This is a genomic window from Terrabacter sp. 2TAF16 (assembly GCF_052115065.1).
GTDB lineage: Bacteria > Actinomycetota > Actinomycetes > Actinomycetales > Dermatophilaceae > Terrabacter.
In genome coordinates, this window is the sequence record NZ_JBFRFZ010000004.1 from 177,938 (window position 1) to 196,433 (window position 18,496).

The window sequence follows — 18,496 nt, forward strand, 5'->3', positions numbered from 1 at the left end:
CTGGGATCTCGTCATAGTCATAGGTGCTGTGGATGCTGTGGACAACCGGCGTCGGTGCAGGTCAGCCCACCGATGGGGGTGTGCACGGCGTGTGGGGTCGCGCCGGACGCGACAGGCCCGCCCTGTGGACGGATGTCGGCCGTGCACATCGTCCTCACAGGAAGCCCGGGGGTTGTCCGCAGCTTTCCGACCGTCGTCCACACGTTTCCACAGAGGCGTGTGGAAGAGCGGTCTGGATATGTCCGATTTGAAATGATTGAGGACTAGTCACCTGTGCACGATCCGGGCCACGGCTTCCACAGAGTTGTCCACAGGCGGTGGACAACTCTCGCGCCCCGCGGTCTCGTCGCGTCTGCTGCCTCGGGTCACGGAGAGGTCACGCTGTGCACACAGGTGTGGACAAACCTGTGGACGGATGTGGACGTATGCCGTGTGCGCGGGCGCGTGCAGGCATCCCGGACGGGGCCGACTAGTCACCGGCCGGAGCGATGGCGCACCGTCGCGAGGCCGCGAGAAGACACTCGAAGAGTGCCTCGCCGTCCGGAACCGGCCCGAGCTGGGCGAAGACCTCGCTCGTCACGGCGCCGAGCAGCAAGGTCCAGGCGGCCAGTCCCTGGGTCAGGTCGACGGCGTCCAGCCGTGTCGCGGCGAACATCGGTGCCTCGAGCAGTGCGCCGACACCGGCCTCGGCGCGCGCCGGCACGAGTCCGAGCCGCTGGGGGTCGGCGAGCCGGCCCGCTGCCCGGACGTCGTCGAGCAGGGCGACGAGAAGGACGAGGACGGCCGTGCCCGGCTCCTCGGTGCGCTCGGACGGGGCCTCGTAGTCCGGGACCGGAGAGCCGTAGATGAGCGCGAAGTCGTGCGGCCGGTCGACCGCCCACGCTCGCAGGGCGCGGCCGATGGCATCCCATCGTGCCTCGAGGTCGTCGTGGGGGACGGTGTCGTGGGCGCTGCGGACGGCTGCGGCGAGCGACCAGTACGAGTCGACGATGAGGCGGGTGAGGAGCTCGTCGCGACTCTCGACGTAGCGGTAGATCCCGGAGGAGACCATGCCGAGGTCGCGGGCGACGGCGCGCAGGCTGAGCGCGGCCGCCCCGTCCGTGGCCAGGTGCTGACGCGCCACGCGGAGGATGTCGGCCTCGACGGCGAGCCGGTTCCGGGCGCGCTTGCCCAGCGGGGCGGCAGGCGTGTCGGCGGCGGGTGCAGGGGCGGATGCGTCCGCGGGTGTGATGTCGAACGGGTCCATGGACCGAGCCTGCCACATCTCGCGCAAAAATGTGAGCAGTGCTCTTGCTTTCGTCGCCGACTGATGTCACCATCGAAATGTGAGCGGTGCTCACGCCCCAATCTCGAAGGAGCAGACCATGACCCACCACCTCGTCCTCGGCGCCGGCGGCGTCGGCCGCTCGACGACCGCCGCACTCGTCACCCTCGGCCACACCGTGACCCTCGCGTCCCGTTCGGGGCGGGTCGTCGAACGCCCCTGGCAGGACACCCACCCGGACGCGGTCGAGGTCGTCGCCGTCGACGCGAGCGACGCGTCCGCGCTGACCGCGCTGGCGAGCGGTGCCGCGAGCATCGTCAACGCCGTCAACCCGCCCAGCTACATGACCTGGGACACCGACTGGCCACCGATCGCCGCCGCCACCCTCACCGCCGCCGAGGAGTCCGGAGCCGGCCTCGTCATCATCGGCAACCTCTACGGCTACGGCGAGGTCGAGGCGCCCATGCACGAGGACGACCCGCTGCGGCCGTCCGGTCACAAGGGCCGCATCCGTGCCGACATGTGGACCGAGGCGCTGGCCCGCCACGAGGCCGGCCGGCTGCGCGTCACCGAGCTGCGCTCGAGCGACTACTTCGGACCGGGCACGACGCCGCGGACCAGCTACCTGGGCGACGTGGTCATCGACGCGCTGCTCGCCGGCCGACCGCCCTTCGTGCCCGCCGGCCGCGCCGACGCGCCGCACTCGTGGACCTACGTCCCCGACGTCGGCCGGCTCGCAGCGCGGGTCGCCGCCGGCGACGACGGCTGGGGTCGAGCCTGGCACGTGCCGACCGCGCCCGCCCGCACGTTCGACGAGGCCGCCGGTGACGTCGCGCGTGTCGCCGGCGTCAAGCAGCGGAGGGTACGCGTGCTGCCCCGGCCGCTCGGCACCGCAGCCGGTGCGGTCGTCCCCTTCATGCGAGAGCTGCGCGAGACCCGCCACCAGTTCGAGCGGCCCTTCGTCCTCGACTCCGAGCTCACCCAGCGCACGTTCGGGCTCGCCCCGACCCCGTGGGACGAGGCGCTGACGACGACCGTGGCCGCCCGGCGCGCGGCCAAGGCTGCGAAGCCGGCCCACGCGGGGGCCGCGGCCTGACGCCGACGCGGCCCGACGGCATACGTCATCGGGCCGCGTCAGCGGACGTGCTCGGGTGTCAGTGCGACTGCTGGCGGATCCGGTTGGTCAGCTCGGTGACCTGGTTGTAGATCGCGCGGCGCTCACCCATGAGCTCGCGGATCTTGCGGTCGGCGTGCATCACCGTCGTGTGGTCGCGGCCGCCGAAGTGCTGGCCGATCTTCGGCAGGCTGAGGTCGGTCATCTCGCGGCAGAGGTACATCGCGATCTGCCGGGCCGTCACGAGCTGGCGCGAGCGGCTCGAGCCGCAGAGGTCCTCGAGCGTCACCGCGTAGTAGGCCGCCGTCACCGCCATGATCGTCGCCGCGGTCACCTGGTTCGGCGTCTCGTTGGGCAGCACGTCCTTGAGCACGATGACCGCGAGGGGCAGGTCGACCGCCTGGCGGTTGAGGTTGCTGAACGCCGTGACGCGGATGAGGGCGCCCTCGAGCTCGCGGATGTTGGTGCTGAAGTTCGTCGCGATGTACTCGAGGACCGGGTCGGGGACCGTCATCCGGTCCTGGATCGCCTTCTTCCGCAGGATCGCGATGCGGGTCTCGAGGTCGGGCGGCTGGACGTCGGTGAGCAGGCCCGACTCGAAGCGGGTGCGCATCCGGTCCTCGAAGCCGGACAGCTCGCGCGGCGGCAGGTCACTCGTGATGACGATCTGCTTGTTCGCGTTGTGCAGCGTGTTGAAGGTGTGGAAGAACTCCTCCTGCGTCTGCAGCTTGCCCTGGAGGAACTGGATGTCGTCGATGAGGAGCACGTCGACGCTGCGGTAGCGGTTCTGGAACGCGCTCGCCTTGTCGTCACGGATGCTGTTGATGAAGTCGTTGGTGAACTCCTCGGAGTTCACGTAGCGCACGCGCACGTTGGGGAACATCGTGCGGGCGTAGTGCCCGATCGCGTGGAGCAGGTGGGTCTTGCCCAGCCCGGACTCGCCGTAGACGAAGAGCGGGTTGTACGCCTTGGCCGGGGCCTCGGCCACCGCGACCGCGGCCGCGTGGGCGAAGCGGTTGCTCGCGCCGATGACGAAGGTGTCGAAGGTGTACTTCGGGTTGAGCCGGGTGTCGCCCGGCGAGCTGGGCTCGGGGCGCTGCTGGAGGCGCAGCGGCCCGCTCTCGCCACCGCTGAGCGGGTCGGGGCCGAGCTCCATCCGCGTCTGCGCCTCGTAGGTCGGCTGCCGCGGCTCGTCGAGGTCGGCGCCGTTGAGTGCTGGTGCGCTCTCGGCGAGGTCGCGCAGCGGGTTGTGAGCGGCCTGGCCGTAGCCGCCGTTCTGGTGGCCGCCGATGGCCCCGGAGCCGTTGCCGGACGGGGAGCCGGAGCCCGCGCCCCCGATCTGGCCGGCGCCCTGACCGCTGCGCGAGCCGTCGTGGACCTGCCCACTCGGCTCGTCGCTGATCATCCCGAGGTCGGTCTCGAGGCTCTCGTCGACCGAGACCGCGAGCTGGACCGGGTGACCGAGCTGGCTCGCGAGGGCCTCGTGGATCTGCTCACGCACCCGCTGCTCGAGGAAGTCCTTGGTGAACGTGTTGGGTGCGCGCACGAGCGCCGTCTGGTCGAGCACGCCGACGAGGCGGCACAGCCGGACGAAGGCGCGCTCCTGGTTCGACAGGCCCACCGAGTCGAGAGTGCCGAGCGTCTGCTGCCAGATCTGCGCGTAATCGACGCCTGTATCGGCCACCTGATCCCACCTGCCCCTGAGTCAATTCCGTTGCGCCTGTTGCGATCCCGGCTCGGTTCGTCTCGAGCAAGGGCTCGAGTGCGCCGGGGTCGGACCTGCGGGGTCCGTCCGTGTCCTGGTGAACGATGCCCTGTTGTCCACACGTTTGTCCACAGCCTGTGCATGGGGTGGCGAGGATCGTGAGAGTCGAAAACCTACAGCCGCGGGCTCGCCGGTGACAATCGAGTCGTCCACAGATCTCCGGCCGGACGGCGTGTCGGCTTGCAATCGCCGTGGGACCTTCGAAGATCGTGAGTTTTGGTCTGCTCGCTCGGGGCGGCTCCGTCGGTTTGACCCTCTCTCGACGGCTCCCGTATCGTTGACCGAGCGTGTCTGCGACCTCTTTCGCATGCCCATGGCCCCGAGCCCGGCCCAGCCGGCCCCCTCGGCCCTCCACGGGCTTGCCGATTGCGGTCGCATCGGCCACCGACAGCCCCACAACGGGAGCCGGACCGACGTCGTCGTGACGTCGGACGGGCCCCTGCAACCTACGGAGAACCTCGTGAGCAAGCGCACCTTCCAGCCGAACAACCGTCGCCGCGCCAAGACGCACGGCTTCCGCCTGCGCATGCGCACCCGCGCGGGTCGCGCCATCCTCGCCCGCCGCCGCAGCAAGGGCCGCGCCGAGCTCTCGGCCTGAGCAGCCGGAGGCCGCGGCGTGCTGCCGGCACGTCACCGACTGCGTGAGCGGACGGACTTCACGACGGCAGTACGCGGGCCCGGCGCCAGCAGAGCAGGCGGGCGACTCATCGTCGTGCATGCCAACCGGACCGATGCGCGTGCGGAACTTCCGCCGCGCGTCGGTTTTGTTGTGTCCAAGGCCGTCGGCAACGCCGTCGTGCGCAACCGGACCAAGCGCCGGCTGCGCGCCAGCGTCGCAACCCGGCTGACCGGCATACCGACCGGCCTCGACCTCGTCGTGCGCGCCAACCCGGCCGCGGCGGAGGCGACGTGGGACGAGCTCGACCTCGCCGTCGGGCGCCAGCTCGAGAAGGCGTGCCGGCCATGAGCCCCACGGTCAACCAGGTGCTCGCGGCGCCGCTGGTGCTGGCGGTCCGCTTGTACCAGCGGTTCGTCTCCCCACTCTCCGGCCCCAGCTGCCGCTTCTACCCCAGCTGCTCGGCGTATGCCGTCACCGCGCTGACCCGGTTCGGACCGTTACGTGGTGGTTGGCTCGCGATCCGCCGGCTCGGCCGCTGCAACCCGTGGAACCCGGGCGGGGTCGACCCCGTTCCCCAGACGTGGGCGACGCGAAACGACGTGCGGCCGGAGGACTTCCGCCCGGCCGGAACCGCCGAGGACGAGCACGACCACCAGCACGACGAGCACGCCCCGCACGCAGTCCCGCACGCGGTCTCCCACCGCGAACCCACGACCTGACCAACCGGCATATGGTTGCCGATCAGTGGTGAGTGGCCCAGACACCTCGAGCCCGAGCTGAACCGGCCGGCCCACCAGACCACAGAGGAAACACGTGATCGACTTCTTCAACACCCTGCTCTATCCGATCAAGCTCGGTGAAGCCTGGGTCATGTACGGCTGGCACTGGCTCTTCGACAAGATCGGCCTCAACGGTGACCTGGCCGGCTGGGCCTGGGCCATGTCGATCGTCGGCCTCACCGTCGTCGTCCGCCTCCTGCTCATCCCGCTCTTCGTGCGCCAGATCCACTCCTCCCGCCGGATGCAGCTCATCCAGCCGGAGATGCAGAAGATCCAGAAGAAGTACAAGGGCAAGCGAGACCCGGAGTCCCAGAAGGCCCAGCAGGCCGAGATCATGGATCTCTACCGGCGCACCGGGACCAACCCGTTCAGCAGCTGCCTGCCGATCCTCATCCAGAGCCCCTTCTTCTTCGCGCTCTTCCAGCTGCTCAACAACCTCAAGGCCCAGGCCGAGGGGGTGCCCGGGCACGACGCGATCGGCCCGATCACCCGCGAGGTGGCGGCCCAGATCGAGAGCTCGACGATCTTCGGGGCCAAGCTGTCGGACTCGTTCCTGACACCCGGTGCCAGCCTCAACGTCAAGATCCTCACGGCCGTCCTCATCATCCTCATGTCGGCCACGACGTTCACGACGCAGTACCAGCTGATGCGCAAGAACATGCCGGCGGCTGCCTTGGACAACCCGTTCGCCAAGCAGCAGAAGGTCCTGCTCTACCTGATGCCGATCTTCTTCGCGATCTCGGGCGTCAACTTCCCCATCGGTGTCCTGATCTACTGGCTCACGACGAACCTGTGGACCATGGGCCAGCAGTTCTACGTCATCCGCAACATGCCGGCCCCCGGGTCCGAGGCCGAGCGCGCCCGCCGTGAGCGGATGAAGCGCAAGGGCAAGGACATGCAGGAGCTGACCGTGCCGGGCCTCGAGTCGACCGAGACCGTCCCCGACGACGCGCCCAAGTCGGGCCAGCGCCAGCAGCCGAAGGGCAAGAAACGCGCCCGCACTCAGCCGACCAAGAATCGCCGCTGAGGTTCATCCACACACTTGTCCACACTGCCTTGGGGCCTCTGACCTGCGGAAACGTGAGTTGTCCACAGAAGTGCCCCCGGTGAACGAAGGAGTTTCCCATGAGCGACACCCAGGCCGCGGACGTCGAGACGCCCGCTGACGCCACTGCCGAGCCCGTCACCGGCGAGGCCACCAGCGAGGCCACCAGCGACACCCCAGAGCAGCTCACCGAGGTGCCCGAGCCCACCCTCTCGGTCGAGGCTTCCCAGAACGACGAGGTGGCGGAGACTGCCTCGCCGGCCGAGACCCCGGGCGCGACTGCGGACTCCGACGAGCCCGACGTCGAGGACCAGGGCAACAAGGCGGACAAGGGCGACAAGAAGTCGCGGGTCCGGATGCTCGAGCGCGAGGGTGAGGTGGCGGCCGACTTCCTCGAGACTCTCCTCGACATCGCCGACCTCGACGGGGACATCGACGTCGACGTCGACGGCGACCGGGCTGCGATCGCCATCGTCGACTCCGACGAGGGCCGCGTCCCGCGTCGCCTCGTCGGGACCGACGGCAAGGTGCTCGAGGCCCTGCAGGAGCTGACCCGACTGGCCGTGCAGGTCGAGACCGGCGAGCGGAGCCGCCTCATGCTCGACATCGCCGGTCACCGCGCGCAGCGTCGTTCGGCTCTCGTCGAGCTGGCCAAGGTCGCCATCGCCGAGGTGCAGGAGTCGGGGACGAAGCGCGCGCTCGAGCCGATGACCGCGTTCGAGCGCAAGGTCGTCCACGACGAGGTCGCGGCCGCCGGTCTCGTGTCCGAGTCCGAGGGTGTCGACCCGCACCGTCACATCGTCATCCTTCCTGCGTGACCACCTCCCGTTTCACGTGAAACGGGAATCGACCCCTGCATCCGAGACGGCATCCACGAGGAGTGAGAGCGCGTGACCCACGGTGCTCTCGACCCGGCGGAGCTGCCCTCGACGCCGGCTGCGGCGGCCGCGGTCTTCGGGGACCGGCTCGCGCTGGCGGAGCACTTCGTGGCGATCCTGGCGGACACCGGGATCAGCCACGGCCTGATCGGCCCTCGTGAGACGCCGCGGCTCTGGGACCGTCACGTGCTCAACTGCGGCGTCGTCCACGAGGCGATCCCCCGGAGCGGGGAGACGCAGCAGGTCATCGACGTGGGGTCGGGTGCCGGTCTCCCCGGTCTGGCTCTGGCCATCGCGCGTCCCGACCTGGACCTGCACCTCGTCGAGCCGCTCGCGCGGCGCACCGGGTGGCTGTCGGGCACCGTCGCCCAGCTCGGTCTGACGAACGTCACGGTGCACACGGCCCGGGCCGAGACCATGTGGGACCGGCTGCACGCGCCATGGGTCACGGCCCGGGCGGTGTCACGCATCGTCCAGCTCGCCGAGTGGACGCTTCCCCTGCTCGAGTCGGGCGGCAGCCTGCTCGCCCTGAAGGGGAGCAGCGCCGTCGACGAGCTGGCTGAAGGGCGTACGGCACTCACGCGTCTCGGCGTGGTCGACGCCGAGGTGCACGAGTACGGTGGGGACCTCCTCGGTGAGCCCACCATCGTGCTCCGGGCGACGATCGGCGCGGTCGTGGACCGTCGACGGTTCCGCTCGCGCCAGCCATCCAGTGCCGGTTCGGCCCGCCGTCGGGCTGATCGGCCGCGCGGTTCGCGACGCTCCGGCCCGGAAGCGGGCGGGCGTCCGCGCCATCAGCCATGATCGTGTCCAGACCATTTCGATGGATGACCCTCGCGGATCCTGCCGCGGGCCGTCCCTCAACCCCGGAGGTGCACTCCCTGTGACGATGTCGACCAACCTGGGCTGGCCGAGCGAACCCGAGCCGGGACCGGAGCACCGACGTCTCGGTTGGCTGGCGCGCATGTTGGGCGTTTCACGTGAAACAGGCGACGGGCAGCAGGCAGAGTCGGGACCCGAGACGTCGGGCGACGAGACGCAGGCAGCGAACGCTGCCGAGGTGGGAGGCTCCGGCACCGGCGAGGTCGTCGACACCCCGTCTCAGGCGGACGCCGCGTCCGGAACCCATGATGTGGCGGGGACGACCGACGAGAGCAGCGTCGACGAGAGCAGCGTCGACGAGAGCAGCGTCGACGAGAGCAGCGTCGACGAGAGCAGCGCGGACACGGAGCCCCGCGACGACATCGCTTCGGATGACCGGGCCGGCGAGCCGGACCCTGAGACGGTGGAAGCGCACGTCGAGCCCACGCCCTCCGACACCGAGGCGCCCGGCGCCCAGCCCGATCCCCTCGAGCTCGGGCACGACCTTTCGGCCTCCGACGAGTCGCTGCCGTCGCCCGACCAGCCGCTCACTGACGAGGCCGCGGCCTTCGGTGAGCGTCAGGTGATCGACCCCGCTCCAGGAGCGGCACCCGACGACCGGCCGGTCGAGGACTCGGGGCCTGCACCCGTCGAGGTCGAGGCGCCGGGGGTCGAAGCGGCGCAGGACGAGCTGCCACCCCCTGTGGACAACGCGGTGGATGACGCTCCGGGAAATGCCTCTGTTGAACGGGAAATCGCGTCGAACGAGGCTGGGGACAACGCTGTGGACGAAGCCCGACGCGCCTCCGAGCTCAGGGCCGACCATGCCGATCGTGAGGCCCTCGCAGCAGCCATCCCGACCGCCGGCCAGGACACGCCGCTGGCGATGGAGCTCGCCGAGAACGCCCGTCGCCGCATCCAGCTGACCGGTCGTCCGTTCCCGAAGCCGGTGGGTCCACGGGTGCTCACCGTGGCCAACCAGAAGGGCGGCGTCGGCAAGACGACGACGACGGTCAACGTCGCGGCCGCCCTCGCGCAGTCGGGACTCAAGGCCCTCGTCATCGACCTCGACCCGCAGGGCAATGCCAGCACCGCCCTGGGGATCGACCACCACGCCGAGGTGCCGTCGATCTACGACGTGCTCGTCGAGGGGACCCCGCTGCTCGATGTCGTGCAGCGGTGCACCACGGTTGAGAACCTCTACTGCGCGCCGGCGACGATCGACCTCGCCGGTGCCGAGATCGAGCTGGTCTCGCTCGTGGCGCGGGAGTCGCGCCTCCAGAAGGCGATCGCTGCCGCGGCCGAGGCCGGACACGAGTTCGACTACATCCTCATCGACTGCCCGCCGAGCCTGGGCCTGCTCACCGTCAACGCCATGGTCGCGGCCAGCGAGGTCTTCATCCCCATCCAGTGCGAGTACTACGCCCTCGAGGGTCTCTCGCAGCTGCTCAAGAACATCGACCTCGTCAAGCGTCACCTCAACCCGGCGCTGCACGTCTCCACGATCCTGCTGACGATGTACGACGGCCGGACGCGCCTGTCGGCTCAGGTCGCCGACGAGGTCCGCGAGCACTTCCCCACGGAGGTGCTCCGGACGTCGGTGCCCCGGTCGGTCCGAGTGTCGGAGGCGCCGAGCTTCGGCGAGACCGTGATGACCTACGACCCGGCCAGCAGTGGGGCTCTCGCGTACCTCGAGGCGGCGGGTGAGATCGCCGACCGTGGAGCCGCCGGTCGCACCTGACCTCGACACGCTCCTCGTCCCGACACGGGGCCGTCACCGTCGTGACGGCCCCGTTTCACGTGAAACGCGCAGAGGCATCCGTTGATCTGAGGACCGTTGCGGCCGGCGTCCGCTCGGTGCACCTCGCGACGTCGCAGAGTCCAGGTGAAGCGAGAAGAGATCGCGGAGCGGCTCGACAGGGTGGGGAGACGTGTCACTGGCAATCGCATCGACGCCTGTTTCACGTGAAACGAGAGGGACGCGGCTCAGTGTCGAAGGACTCGGGTATCCAGGCGCACTCTCCAGGGGCCATCGGGGGATGGCCGGCCCGCCATGGGCACCCGCCGTTCCACGTGAAACACCGTGCGGCTCGGCTCGGAGCGACCGGCGTCGTTTCACGTGGAACGTCACCGCTGGGCTGTCGACGCGATATCGCGACATGAGGTCGGGTGCGCGGGTGGAGTGGTCACGTGCACCTAGACTGACCGACGGACGCGATGGTCGCGTCGGAGATGGCGAGGGGTTGGCGAATGGCGGAGAAGCGTCGAGCACTGGGTCGAGGCCTCGGGGCACTCATCCCGAGCGCGCCGAGCGGAGGCGCCGGTCGACCCGTGGACGTCTTCTTCGCCGAGCAGAAGCAGGCAGAGCCCACCACGCCCCACGCGCAGGGTGCGTCCTCCGGCCCCGACGGAGCCGCCGACCCGACCACGCCGCCGACCACGGCCCCCCCGAGCATGTCGACATCCAGCGCTGACGCTGCGGTCCCGGCAGCCGAGACGACGAGCAGCGGACTCGCCGTCGTCCCGGGCGCGGAGTTCGCCGAGCTCGACATCGACTCGATCCGCCCGAACCCCAAGCAGCCGCGCACGGTCTTCGACGAGGACCACATGGGCGAGCTCGTGCACTCCATCCGTGAGATCGGTGTGCTCCAGCCCATCGTCGTACGGCGCATCCCCGCCGACCAGCTCGACGAGGCCGAGGGCAAGACCTTCGAGCTCATCATGGGTGAGCGCCGCTGGCGTGCCTCGCAGGCTGCGGACCTGGGCGTCATCCCGGCCATCATCAAGGACACGAGCGATGACGACCTCCTGCGCGACGCACTGCTCGAGAACCTGCACCGCAGCCAGCTCAACCCGCTCGAGGAGGCTGCGGCCTACCAGCAGCTGCTCGACGACTTCGGGTGCTCCCACGAGGAGCTCGCCACGCGCATCGGTCGCTCCCGACCGCAGATCTCCAACACCCTGCGGCTGCTGAAGCTCCCGCCACTCGTGCAGCGACGCCTGGCGGCCGGTGTCCTGAGTGCCGGCCACGCCCGCGCCCTGCTCGGCATGGCCGACGGTGCGGCTATGGAGCGGATGGCCCAGCGCATCGTGGCCGAGGGCCTGTCCGTGCGCAACGTCGAGGAGCTCGTCGCGCTCGGCGAGGGCAACGACGCCCCCAAGCCCCGCCGTCCGCGCGCGGGGAGCCGCCACCCGCAGCTCGACGACTTCACGTCGGGGCTCTCGGACCATCTCGAGACCCGCGTCGCGATCGCGCTGGGTCAGCGCAAGGGCAAGATCACGGTCGAGTTCGCCTCGATGGAGGACCTGCGCCGCATCCTCGGGCTCATGGGCATGTCGTCCCCGACGCGCGACTGACGCACACCGTCCGTCAGAGCCAAGCCGGCGGACGGGGGATGCGCACGACGGTGAGACCGCCGACGCGCAGCACGTCGGCGTGGGGATCCTGCTGCACGGCTTGGGCGATCGACGTGCACTCGGCCGGCTCGCACCACCGCGGGTAGAGACCCTGCTGGTCGTAGAGCATGGACCGCACGGTGACGGCGGTCATCGTGCCCCGGGCCGTCGCCTTCCAGCGCGGCTCCATCCACATGACGACGGTGTCGCCGGGGTGCTGGCCCACCAGGGCTGCGGTGTCGCTGACGATGACGTCGTACTGGTCACGCGTCACCCGGTGCTCCCCGAGATCGGTGCGCCAAGAGACGACGCCGACGACGGCGATGAGCGCCAGCGCCACCAGGCCGGCGATCCGTGACGGCCGAATTCCTTTGAGCAGCAAGGCCGCCGGCAAACACACGGCGGGCCAGGCCCAGAGCGATGCCCTCGTGCCGGTGACCACGCCGGAGTAGACGGTGAGCCCCGCCTCGAGTCCAACGACGATGACGAGGGCGCCGAGCACGATGACGGCCGCGCGTCGCGTCGTGGAGTCGACGAGCGCCCAGACGACGCAGACGACCGCGACGACGGCCGCCCATCCGAGAAGTGCCAGGAGGGAGGCGAACTGGGTGCCGTAGCGCCCGAGGTTGGTCGTGAGGTCGTCGAGGCTCCTGAGGGGGTTCGGCCGACGCCAGGCCGAGATGGTCAGGCCGAACGTGCCGAACGCGAGCCAGTTGAGGGCGTACACCGTCAGGACACCGATGCCGTACGACGCGACGAAGGCGACGGCCCCGACGAACAGGCGGCGCGTGGACTCACGGAGTTCCGTGACGACGAATGTGAGGAACACGAGGGCGGCCACCGGCGGGTAGGAAAGGATCGACAGGACGACGAAGACCACCATCCAGACCGCGAGCATCCAGCGGCGTCTCCGGGCCCAGGGGAGCGTCCACACGGCCGTGGCGGCGACGATCATCGAGGCCGAGAGCGTGCCGGGCCAGTAGATGAGGCGGATCCAGGTCGCCGACAGGAACACGGCGAAGGTCAGGACGAACGTCGAGAGCCGAGTGGGCGGCGCCAGCGCGCGGACGAACCCCCACACGAAGGCGGAGTACGCCACGACGAAGACCGTGGAGGCCACGACGATCGAGGTGCGCTGTCCGATGACGTACCAGTAGACGGTGTTGAGCCAGCGGCCCTCGTAGAGGTTGCGGATGCGCTGTGCCGTTGATCCCGGCTCGTGGCGACCCAGGGTGAACGGCCAGTCGTCGTGCCGGATGAACGGGTGTGCCACCTGCAGCACCGCTCCGGTGACGACGAGGGCGAGGCACAGGGCGCCGAGGACCACGAGCCATTCGGGCAGTGTGCGACGAGGGCGCCACGACGAGCGCTCCCTCGTCGCCGGCTCCGCCGTCACGCTGGCGGTGTGGGTCATGCGGCCCCCTGGGTCTGGTGGGGTCGAACGTACGGGCAGAGCCCCTGACTCTGCTCTCCCGCACCACGGTAGCCCCAGCACCTGCACGGTCACTGGTACGTCGATGCCAGGACCCGGTGCGTCGCGGATCGGGTACGTCCTGCAGGATCGAGCCACCGGGGCAACGAAGGGCACAGGGAGGTCGAGGATGCCCGAGGGTCACACCATCCACGCGCTCGCCGACCGCCTCGACCGGGCCTTCCGGGGCCACGAGGTCGAGGCGTCGAGTCCGCAGGGTCGGTTCGCGGCCGACGCCGAGCGCCTCGACGGACGGGTGTTCGAGCGGGCCCAGGCGTGGGGCAAGCACCTCTTCGTCGAGATCGGGGATGCGACGCTGCACGTCCACCTCGGACTGATCGGCATGTTTCCCGTGAAACATCTCGACGGCGCCGTCCCACCGGCCCCGGTGGGAGCCGTCCGGCTGCGGCTCGTGGGTCCCGAGCACTGGGCCGACCTCCGCGGGCCGATGATCTGCACCCTCGTCGACCGGGCGAGACAGCGCGAGATCGTCGGGACGCTCGGACCCGACCCCTTGCGGCGTGGTCAACGTGCAGACGCCGGGTGGGACCGGGTGCGCCGGAGCCGTCGCACCGTGGCGGAGCTGCTCATGGACCAGTCCGTCGTGGCCGGGGTCGGCAACGTCTACCGCTGTGAGGTGCTCCATCGTCTCGCCGTGGACCCGCTCACGCGAGGCGTCGACGTGTCCGAGGAGGTATGGCGCGAGATCTGGGCCGACCTCGTCCTCCTCATGCCGCTCGGTCGGGTGTTCTCGCAGATCCTCACCGTCCCGGACCAGGTCGAGGCCGCCGCCCGCGCCAAGCGCTCGGGGCGGGCTCGGGCGGTCAGCCGACGGCTGACGGGGGAGCGGCTCGGTGACACCTTCGACCGGAGGTTCCTCGTCTACAAGCGCACCGGAGAACCGTGCCCGAGGTGCTCGAATCCCTTGCAGGAGAGGGAGATTGCTGGACGTCGGCTCTACTGGTGCCCGGCGTGCCAGGTGCGGCACTGAGACCCGCGCGACTCACCAGCCCCTGAACGGGGCACGCGCCAGGACGGGGATCTCGACGTAGTCGTGGCAACCGAGCACCGGCAGCATCATCCGGGCCGGCTGGGGCATCCGGGACCGGCCCTCGTCCTCGGCGAGGTCGACGGGTGCGCCCAGGGCCAGCACCTCGTCACCCAGGTGCATGCGCCCGCCGCCTGCGGCACTGAGGTTGGCGAGCCAATCGACCCTGCGACCGTAGGTCAGGGCGACCGTGACGACACGGCCGCGGTCGAAGGCCATCATCGGCACCCGGAAGGTGCGCCCCGACCGTCGGCCGACGTGCTCGAGCTCGACGAACCAGCCATGGCCGGCGAGGTGGACGAGGGCCTTGTTGAGAACCTTCTTGTTCAGTTGCGTGACCGCACGAGGGATCGGCATCGGGACCTCCGCCCCCAGCCTCGCACCCGCGACGCCTGCCGGCACCCCTGAAGGTCTCCCACCGCCCTGACGACAGAGAGACACGACACCTGTCCCTGCAGGGCGCACGCCCGCCTAGGCTGGCGCCATGGCCTACACCGGATCGCGGCCGGCGCCGACCCACGTGCTCGCCCACCTGTCCGACACGCACCTCATCGCCGCCGGCGGACTGCTCGCCGGCCACATCGACACCGAGGCGCAGCTGCGCAAGGCTCTTGCGCGGGTCGAGTCGTCGGGGGAGCGGGTCGACGCCCTCGTCCTCTCGGGTGACCTCGCCGACAGCGGCGACCCCGCGGCGTACGAGCTGCTGCGCGACATCGTCGACCCCGTCGTCACGCGGCTCGGATGCGCCCTCGTCCTGACCGGCGGCAACCACGACGAGCGTCGCCCGATGGCCCGCACCCTCCACGGCATCGACACGGATGCCCCGCAGGACACCGTGACCGACTGCGACGGGCTGCGCGTCATCGCCATCGACTCCGCGGTGCCGGGTTATCACCACGGCGGCTTCTCCGACGACCAATATTCTTGGCTGGCAAGGGAACTGGCCACACCGGCGGAGCACGGCACGATTCTCGTCATCCACCACGCCCCCATCACCTACCGATCTCCGGTGATGCAGCTGCTCGACTTCGACGACGTGGACCGGCTGCGCGCGGTCGTGGAGGGAAGCGACGTTCGCGCGGTCCTCAGCGGCCACCTCCACGTCACGAGCTTCGGGACGCTCGGTTCGGTCCCGGTCATCGTCGCGGGTGGCGTCAGCTACGTCGACGACGTCGGAGCGCCGCGTGAGCTGCTCATGGGCGTCGACGGCCCCCAGTCGTGGAACCTCATCGAGGTGCACGCCGACCAGGTCGTCGCCACCGTCGTGCCGATCGAGCAGCACGAGACGTGGCCCGCGCTCTCGGAGGCCGTCACGGAGTTCATGGCGACGGTGCCGGAGGCCGACCGCCGCGAGGTCTTCTCGCGGAAGCGCACGTGACCAGATGCACCTTTCGAGAATCGAAGTGTCGAGAAGGGGGATCCCCGATCGACATGGGAGTGAGGGTCCGAGACGCGGGCCGCACGCAGCTAGGAGTCAGACATGAGCCAGGTCGAGAAGGCCACATCCGCGGACGGCACGACCATCGCCTTCGAGGCTTACGGCACGGGACCCGTCGCGGTCGTCGTGGGCGGCGCCTTCTGTGACCGCGGCGCGTTCCGGGACCTCGCCCAGGCGCTGGGCGAGCTGGGACTGACGGGCGTGACGTACGACCGTCGTGGACGCGGCGACAGTGGAGACACGCAGCCGTACGCGGTTGCGCGCGAGGTCGAGGACCTCAACGCCGTCATCGCGGCAGCAGGTGAATCCGCTTCTCCCGCCTATGCTTTCGGTGCCTCGTCCGGCGGCGCGCTCGTCATCGAGGCCATCGCGGCGGGTGCGCTGCTCGCCAAGGGGTCGGCCATCGAGGTGCCCTACCGCAGCGACGCCTGGCCGGCACCGGACGACTACATCGGCACCCTCGAGCGCTTCGAGGCGGCCGGTGACCGCGAGGGCATCCTGCGCTACTTCAACAACATCGTCGTCGGGATGCCGGACGAGATGGTCGAGGGCATGAAGGGCACACCGATGTGGGAGCCGATGCTCGCGATGACCTACACGGTCAAGTACGACGGCCTCTGCCTCGGGGGTGACGACCAGAACCTGCCCACCGAGACCCTGGGCCGCGTGACGGTGCCCTTCCTCTCGGTCTGCAGCAGCGGCACGATGATGCCGGCCCTGCACGACTCGGCCGTAGTCCTCGCCGACGCGCTGCCTGACGCCCGGGCGGTCGAGCTCCCCGGGGAGTTCCACCAGGTCCCCGCGGCGGTGCTCGCCCCGGTCCTCGCGGACTTCTACCGCTCCTGACGTGCGCATGCCGATGGGTTGCCTTGTGTGACAAGGCAACCCAACGGCATACGCCGTCGACGCACTCGTCAGCCAGCCAGCAGGGCGAGCACGGGGTTGTGCTCCGGCGGCACGACCTCACGCGGCGGTCCCGGCGGCGTGCCGTCACCGAAGGGCGAGCCGCCGAGCTCCTCACGACCGTGCGGCGTCGCCCAGTTCTCGAGGGACGGGCCGAGGGGCACGACTCCTGTCGGGTTCACGTCGGTGTGCACGACGTAGTAGTGCCGCTTGATGTGCGTGAAGTCGACGGTGTCGCCGAAACCGGGCGTCTGGAAGAGGTCACGCGCGTAGCCCCACAGAGCCGGCATCTCGATGAGCTTGCTCCGGTTGCACTTGAAGTGGCCGTGGTAGACGGGGTCGAAGCGCACGAGCGTGGTGAAGAGGCGCACGTCGGCCTCGGTGATGTGGTCGCCGACGAGGTAGCGGCGCGTTGACAGGCGCTCCTCGAGCAGGTCGAGGTTCTCCCAGAGCCGACGGTAGGCCTTGTCGTAGGCGTCCTGGGTGCCGGCGAAGCCGCAGCGGTAGACGCCGTTGTTGACGTAGCGGTAGATGGGCTCGCTCACCGACTCGATCTCGTCGGCGAGGGCCTCGGGGTAGAGGTCGGGTGCACCCTCGCGGTGGAGGTCGCGCCACTGGGTCTCGAGGTCGACGGTGATCTGCTTGAAGTCGTTGGTCACCACGGCGCCGGTCGGCACGTCGACGATCGCGGGAACGGTGATGCCGCGCGGGTATTCGGGGTCGCGCGTGAAGTAGGCGTCCTGGATGCGGGGGATCTGCAGCACCGGGTCGAGGCCGCCGGGGTCGAGGTCGAAGGTCCAGCTGCGCCGGTCGTGGGTCGGGCCGCAGATCCCCATCGACAGGGCGTCCTCGAGCCCGAGGAGGCGGCGCACGATGATCGCGCGGTTGGCCCACGGGCAGGCCCGGGATACGACGAGGCGGTAGCGGCCCGCCTCGACGGGGAAGCCGTCCCGACCGTCGGCGGTGATGCGGGTCGTGATGTAGTTCGTGTCGCGCTTGAAGTTCTTCTCGACGTAGGTGCCCGGCTCGCTCATGCTGCCCACCCTAATTCGATATGCCGGGTCGCCCGGGGAGCAGCCTCGGCAACTCTCGACAGGGCCCCGTGGCGAACGCGCCACGCCCCCGAGCCACCTCGACACCGCCTCGACACCACCTCGACACGGCGGTTCTCGTGGTCATGCTGCCGACCGGGGGGGCGGCGGGTCAGAATGGGGAGCATGAGGGCTGTGAGGGGACGGGATGCGTGAGCTCTTGCCCCTGACGCCCGACGTCGTCGGCGACCTGGTCGGTGCGTGTGCGCCGTGCACGTTCTGGCAGACGGTGCCGCGCAACGGCCACTCCGACGCGGGCGACCCGCTCGACGTGCTGGCCGAGTGGGTCGAGACGGTGACGGCCGACTGGGGACCTCCGGGTCGGATCGCCTACGTCGACGGCACCCCGGCTGGTCACGTCGTCCTCGCCCCGGCGCGGCACGTCGCGCGGCTCGCAGCCTTCCCGACCTCGCCGCAGGACCCGTCGACGCTCATGCTCGTCACGGCGGTCACGAGGCCCGAGTACGCAGGCCGGGGACTGCGCAAGGCCCTCGTGCAGTCGGCCGCGAAGGACGCCCTGCGGCACCGCACGCGCTCCCTCGAGGCGGTGGCGGCGCGCCCGCTCGCCGTCTCGAGGCACACCTGCGTGCTCGACGTCGCCTTCCTCGAGAAGGTCGGCTTCCGCGTCGAGCGCGACCACCCGGCATACCCGCGGCTGCGGATCGACCTGCGCACGGTCGTCACGTTGCGCGACGGGGCGGCGGCAGCGATCGTCCGGGCCCTCGATCGGGTGCCCGGGGTGCGGCCGGTGCCCGAGACGCACCCCAATGGGTCGAGCCACGCGCACGTGACCGACCGCCGCTGAGCCGTCGAGACGGCTGCCG

General features: G+C 70.1%; 18 protein-coding genes. 13 read left to right on the forward strand and 5 right to left on the reverse strand.

The window, feature by feature from the left end; genetic code table 11:
- Positions 1–469: 469 nt before the first annotated feature.
- On the reverse strand, positions 470–1,246 hold the full coding sequence (locus AB4Z14_RS06365; protein ID WP_442274476.1) for a TetR/AcrR family transcriptional regulator: 777 nt from the start codon (positions 1,244–1,246) through the stop codon (positions 470–472).
- Between the two features lie 118 nt (positions 1,247–1,364).
- Here AB4Z14_RS06365 and AB4Z14_RS06370 point away from each other — a divergent pair, with 118 nt between their 5' ends.
- Complete coding sequence (locus AB4Z14_RS06370) at positions 1,365–2,360, forward strand: NAD-dependent epimerase/dehydratase family protein (protein WP_442274477.1); 996 nt, start codon at positions 1,365–1,367, stop codon at positions 2,358–2,360.
- Between the two features lie 58 nt (positions 2,361–2,418).
- Here the strand turns inward: AB4Z14_RS06370 and dnaA are convergent, their stop codons facing one another.
- Positions 2,419–4,062, reverse strand: coding sequence for a chromosomal replication initiator protein DnaA (dnaA, locus tag AB4Z14_RS06375; protein WP_442274478.1), 1,644 nt, complete (start codon positions 4,060–4,062; stop codon positions 2,419–2,421).
- A gap of 541 nt (positions 4,063–4,603) precedes the next feature.
- On the opposite strand from dnaA, the gene rpmH reads away from it, so the two are divergent.
- The 8 genes from rpmH (at position 4,604) to AB4Z14_RS06415 (ending at position 11,682) form a co-directional block, all read left to right on the forward strand.
- On the forward strand, positions 4,604–4,741 hold the full coding sequence (rpmH, locus tag AB4Z14_RS06380) for a 50S ribosomal protein L34 (protein ID WP_020141619.1): 138 nt from the start codon (positions 4,604–4,606) through the stop codon (positions 4,739–4,741).
- An 18-nt stretch (positions 4,742–4,759) separates the two neighbouring features.
- Positions 4,760–5,110: a ribonuclease P protein component gene (rnpA, locus tag AB4Z14_RS06385; protein WP_442274479.1), complete on the forward strand. Its 351-nt coding sequence runs from the start codon at positions 4,760–4,762 to the stop codon at positions 5,108–5,110.
- Complete coding sequence (gene yidD, locus AB4Z14_RS06390; RefSeq protein ID WP_442274480.1) at positions 5,107–5,481, forward strand: membrane protein insertion efficiency factor YidD; 375 nt, start codon at positions 5,107–5,109, stop codon at positions 5,479–5,481. Before rnpA ends, yidD begins: the two co-directional genes overlap by 4 nt.
- A gap of 94 nt (positions 5,482–5,575) precedes the next feature.
- Positions 5,576–6,568: a membrane protein insertase YidC gene (gene yidC, locus AB4Z14_RS06395; protein ID WP_020141622.1), complete on the forward strand. Its 993-nt coding sequence runs from the start codon at positions 5,576–5,578 to the stop codon at positions 6,566–6,568.
- A gap of 98 nt (positions 6,569–6,666) precedes the next feature.
- The gene (locus tag AB4Z14_RS06400) at positions 6,667–7,404 is read left to right on the forward strand and encodes a Jag family protein (RefSeq protein ID WP_442274481.1); all 738 of its coding nucleotides are present in this window, start codon (positions 6,667–6,669) and stop codon (positions 7,402–7,404) included.
- Between the two features lie 72 nt (positions 7,405–7,476).
- Positions 7,477–8,268, forward strand: coding sequence for a 16S rRNA (guanine(527)-N(7))-methyltransferase RsmG (rsmG, locus tag AB4Z14_RS06405; RefSeq protein ID WP_442274482.1), 792 nt, complete (start codon positions 7,477–7,479; stop codon positions 8,266–8,268).
- Between the two features lie 760 nt (positions 8,269–9,028).
- Positions 9,029–10,066 (forward strand): ParA family protein, encoded by a 1,038-nt coding sequence (locus tag AB4Z14_RS06410; RefSeq protein WP_442274620.1) that lies wholly within the window; start codon positions 9,029–9,031, stop codon positions 10,064–10,066.
- Positions 10,067–10,575: 509 nt separating this feature from the next.
- Positions 10,576–11,682 (forward strand): ParB/RepB/Spo0J family partition protein, encoded by a 1,107-nt coding sequence (locus AB4Z14_RS06415; protein ID WP_442274483.1) that lies wholly within the window; start codon positions 10,576–10,578, stop codon positions 11,680–11,682.
- A 13-nt stretch (positions 11,683–11,695) separates the two neighbouring features.
- Here the strand turns inward: AB4Z14_RS06415 and AB4Z14_RS06420 are convergent, their stop codons facing one another.
- A complete protein-coding gene (locus AB4Z14_RS06420; protein ID WP_442274484.1) occupies positions 11,696–13,135 on the reverse strand; it encodes a hypothetical protein in 1,440 nt (479 codons plus the stop codon).
- Between the two features lie 187 nt (positions 13,136–13,322).
- On the opposite strand from AB4Z14_RS06420, the gene AB4Z14_RS06425 reads away from it, so the two are divergent.
- Positions 13,323–14,183, forward strand: coding sequence for an Fpg/Nei family DNA glycosylase (locus tag AB4Z14_RS06425; protein WP_442274485.1), 861 nt, complete (start codon positions 13,323–13,325; stop codon positions 14,181–14,183).
- A 12-nt stretch (positions 14,184–14,195) separates the two neighbouring features.
- Here AB4Z14_RS06425 and AB4Z14_RS06430 read toward each other — a convergent pair whose 3' ends face one another.
- The gene (locus AB4Z14_RS06430; protein WP_442274486.1) at positions 14,196–14,597 is read right to left on the reverse strand and encodes a nitroreductase family deazaflavin-dependent oxidoreductase; all 402 of its coding nucleotides are present in this window, start codon (positions 14,595–14,597) and stop codon (positions 14,196–14,198) included.
- 127 nt (positions 14,598–14,724) lie between these two features.
- On the opposite strand from AB4Z14_RS06430, the gene AB4Z14_RS06435 reads away from it, so the two are divergent.
- Together AB4Z14_RS06435 and AB4Z14_RS06440 are read left to right on the forward strand one after the other, a co-directional pair.
- Entirely contained in the window at positions 14,725–15,618 is an 894-nt protein-coding gene (locus AB4Z14_RS06435) for a metallophosphoesterase (RefSeq protein WP_442274487.1), read from the forward strand.
- A gap of 102 nt (positions 15,619–15,720) precedes the next feature.
- The gene (locus AB4Z14_RS06440) at positions 15,721–16,524 is read left to right on the forward strand and encodes an alpha/beta fold hydrolase (RefSeq protein ID WP_442274488.1); all 804 of its coding nucleotides are present in this window, start codon (positions 15,721–15,723) and stop codon (positions 16,522–16,524) included.
- Between the two features lie 68 nt (positions 16,525–16,592).
- On the opposite strand, the gene AB4Z14_RS06445 is transcribed toward AB4Z14_RS06440, so the two are convergent.
- On the reverse strand, positions 16,593–17,615 hold the full coding sequence (locus AB4Z14_RS06445; RefSeq protein WP_442274489.1) for a glutathione S-transferase family protein: 1,023 nt from the start codon (positions 17,613–17,615) through the stop codon (positions 16,593–16,595).
- Between the two features lie 205 nt (positions 17,616–17,820).
- On the opposite strand from AB4Z14_RS06445, the gene AB4Z14_RS06450 reads away from it, so the two are divergent.
- Positions 17,821–18,477 (forward strand): GNAT family N-acetyltransferase, encoded by a 657-nt coding sequence (locus tag AB4Z14_RS06450; protein WP_442274490.1) that lies wholly within the window; start codon positions 17,821–17,823, stop codon positions 18,475–18,477.
- Positions 18,478–18,496 lie beyond the last annotated feature (19 nt).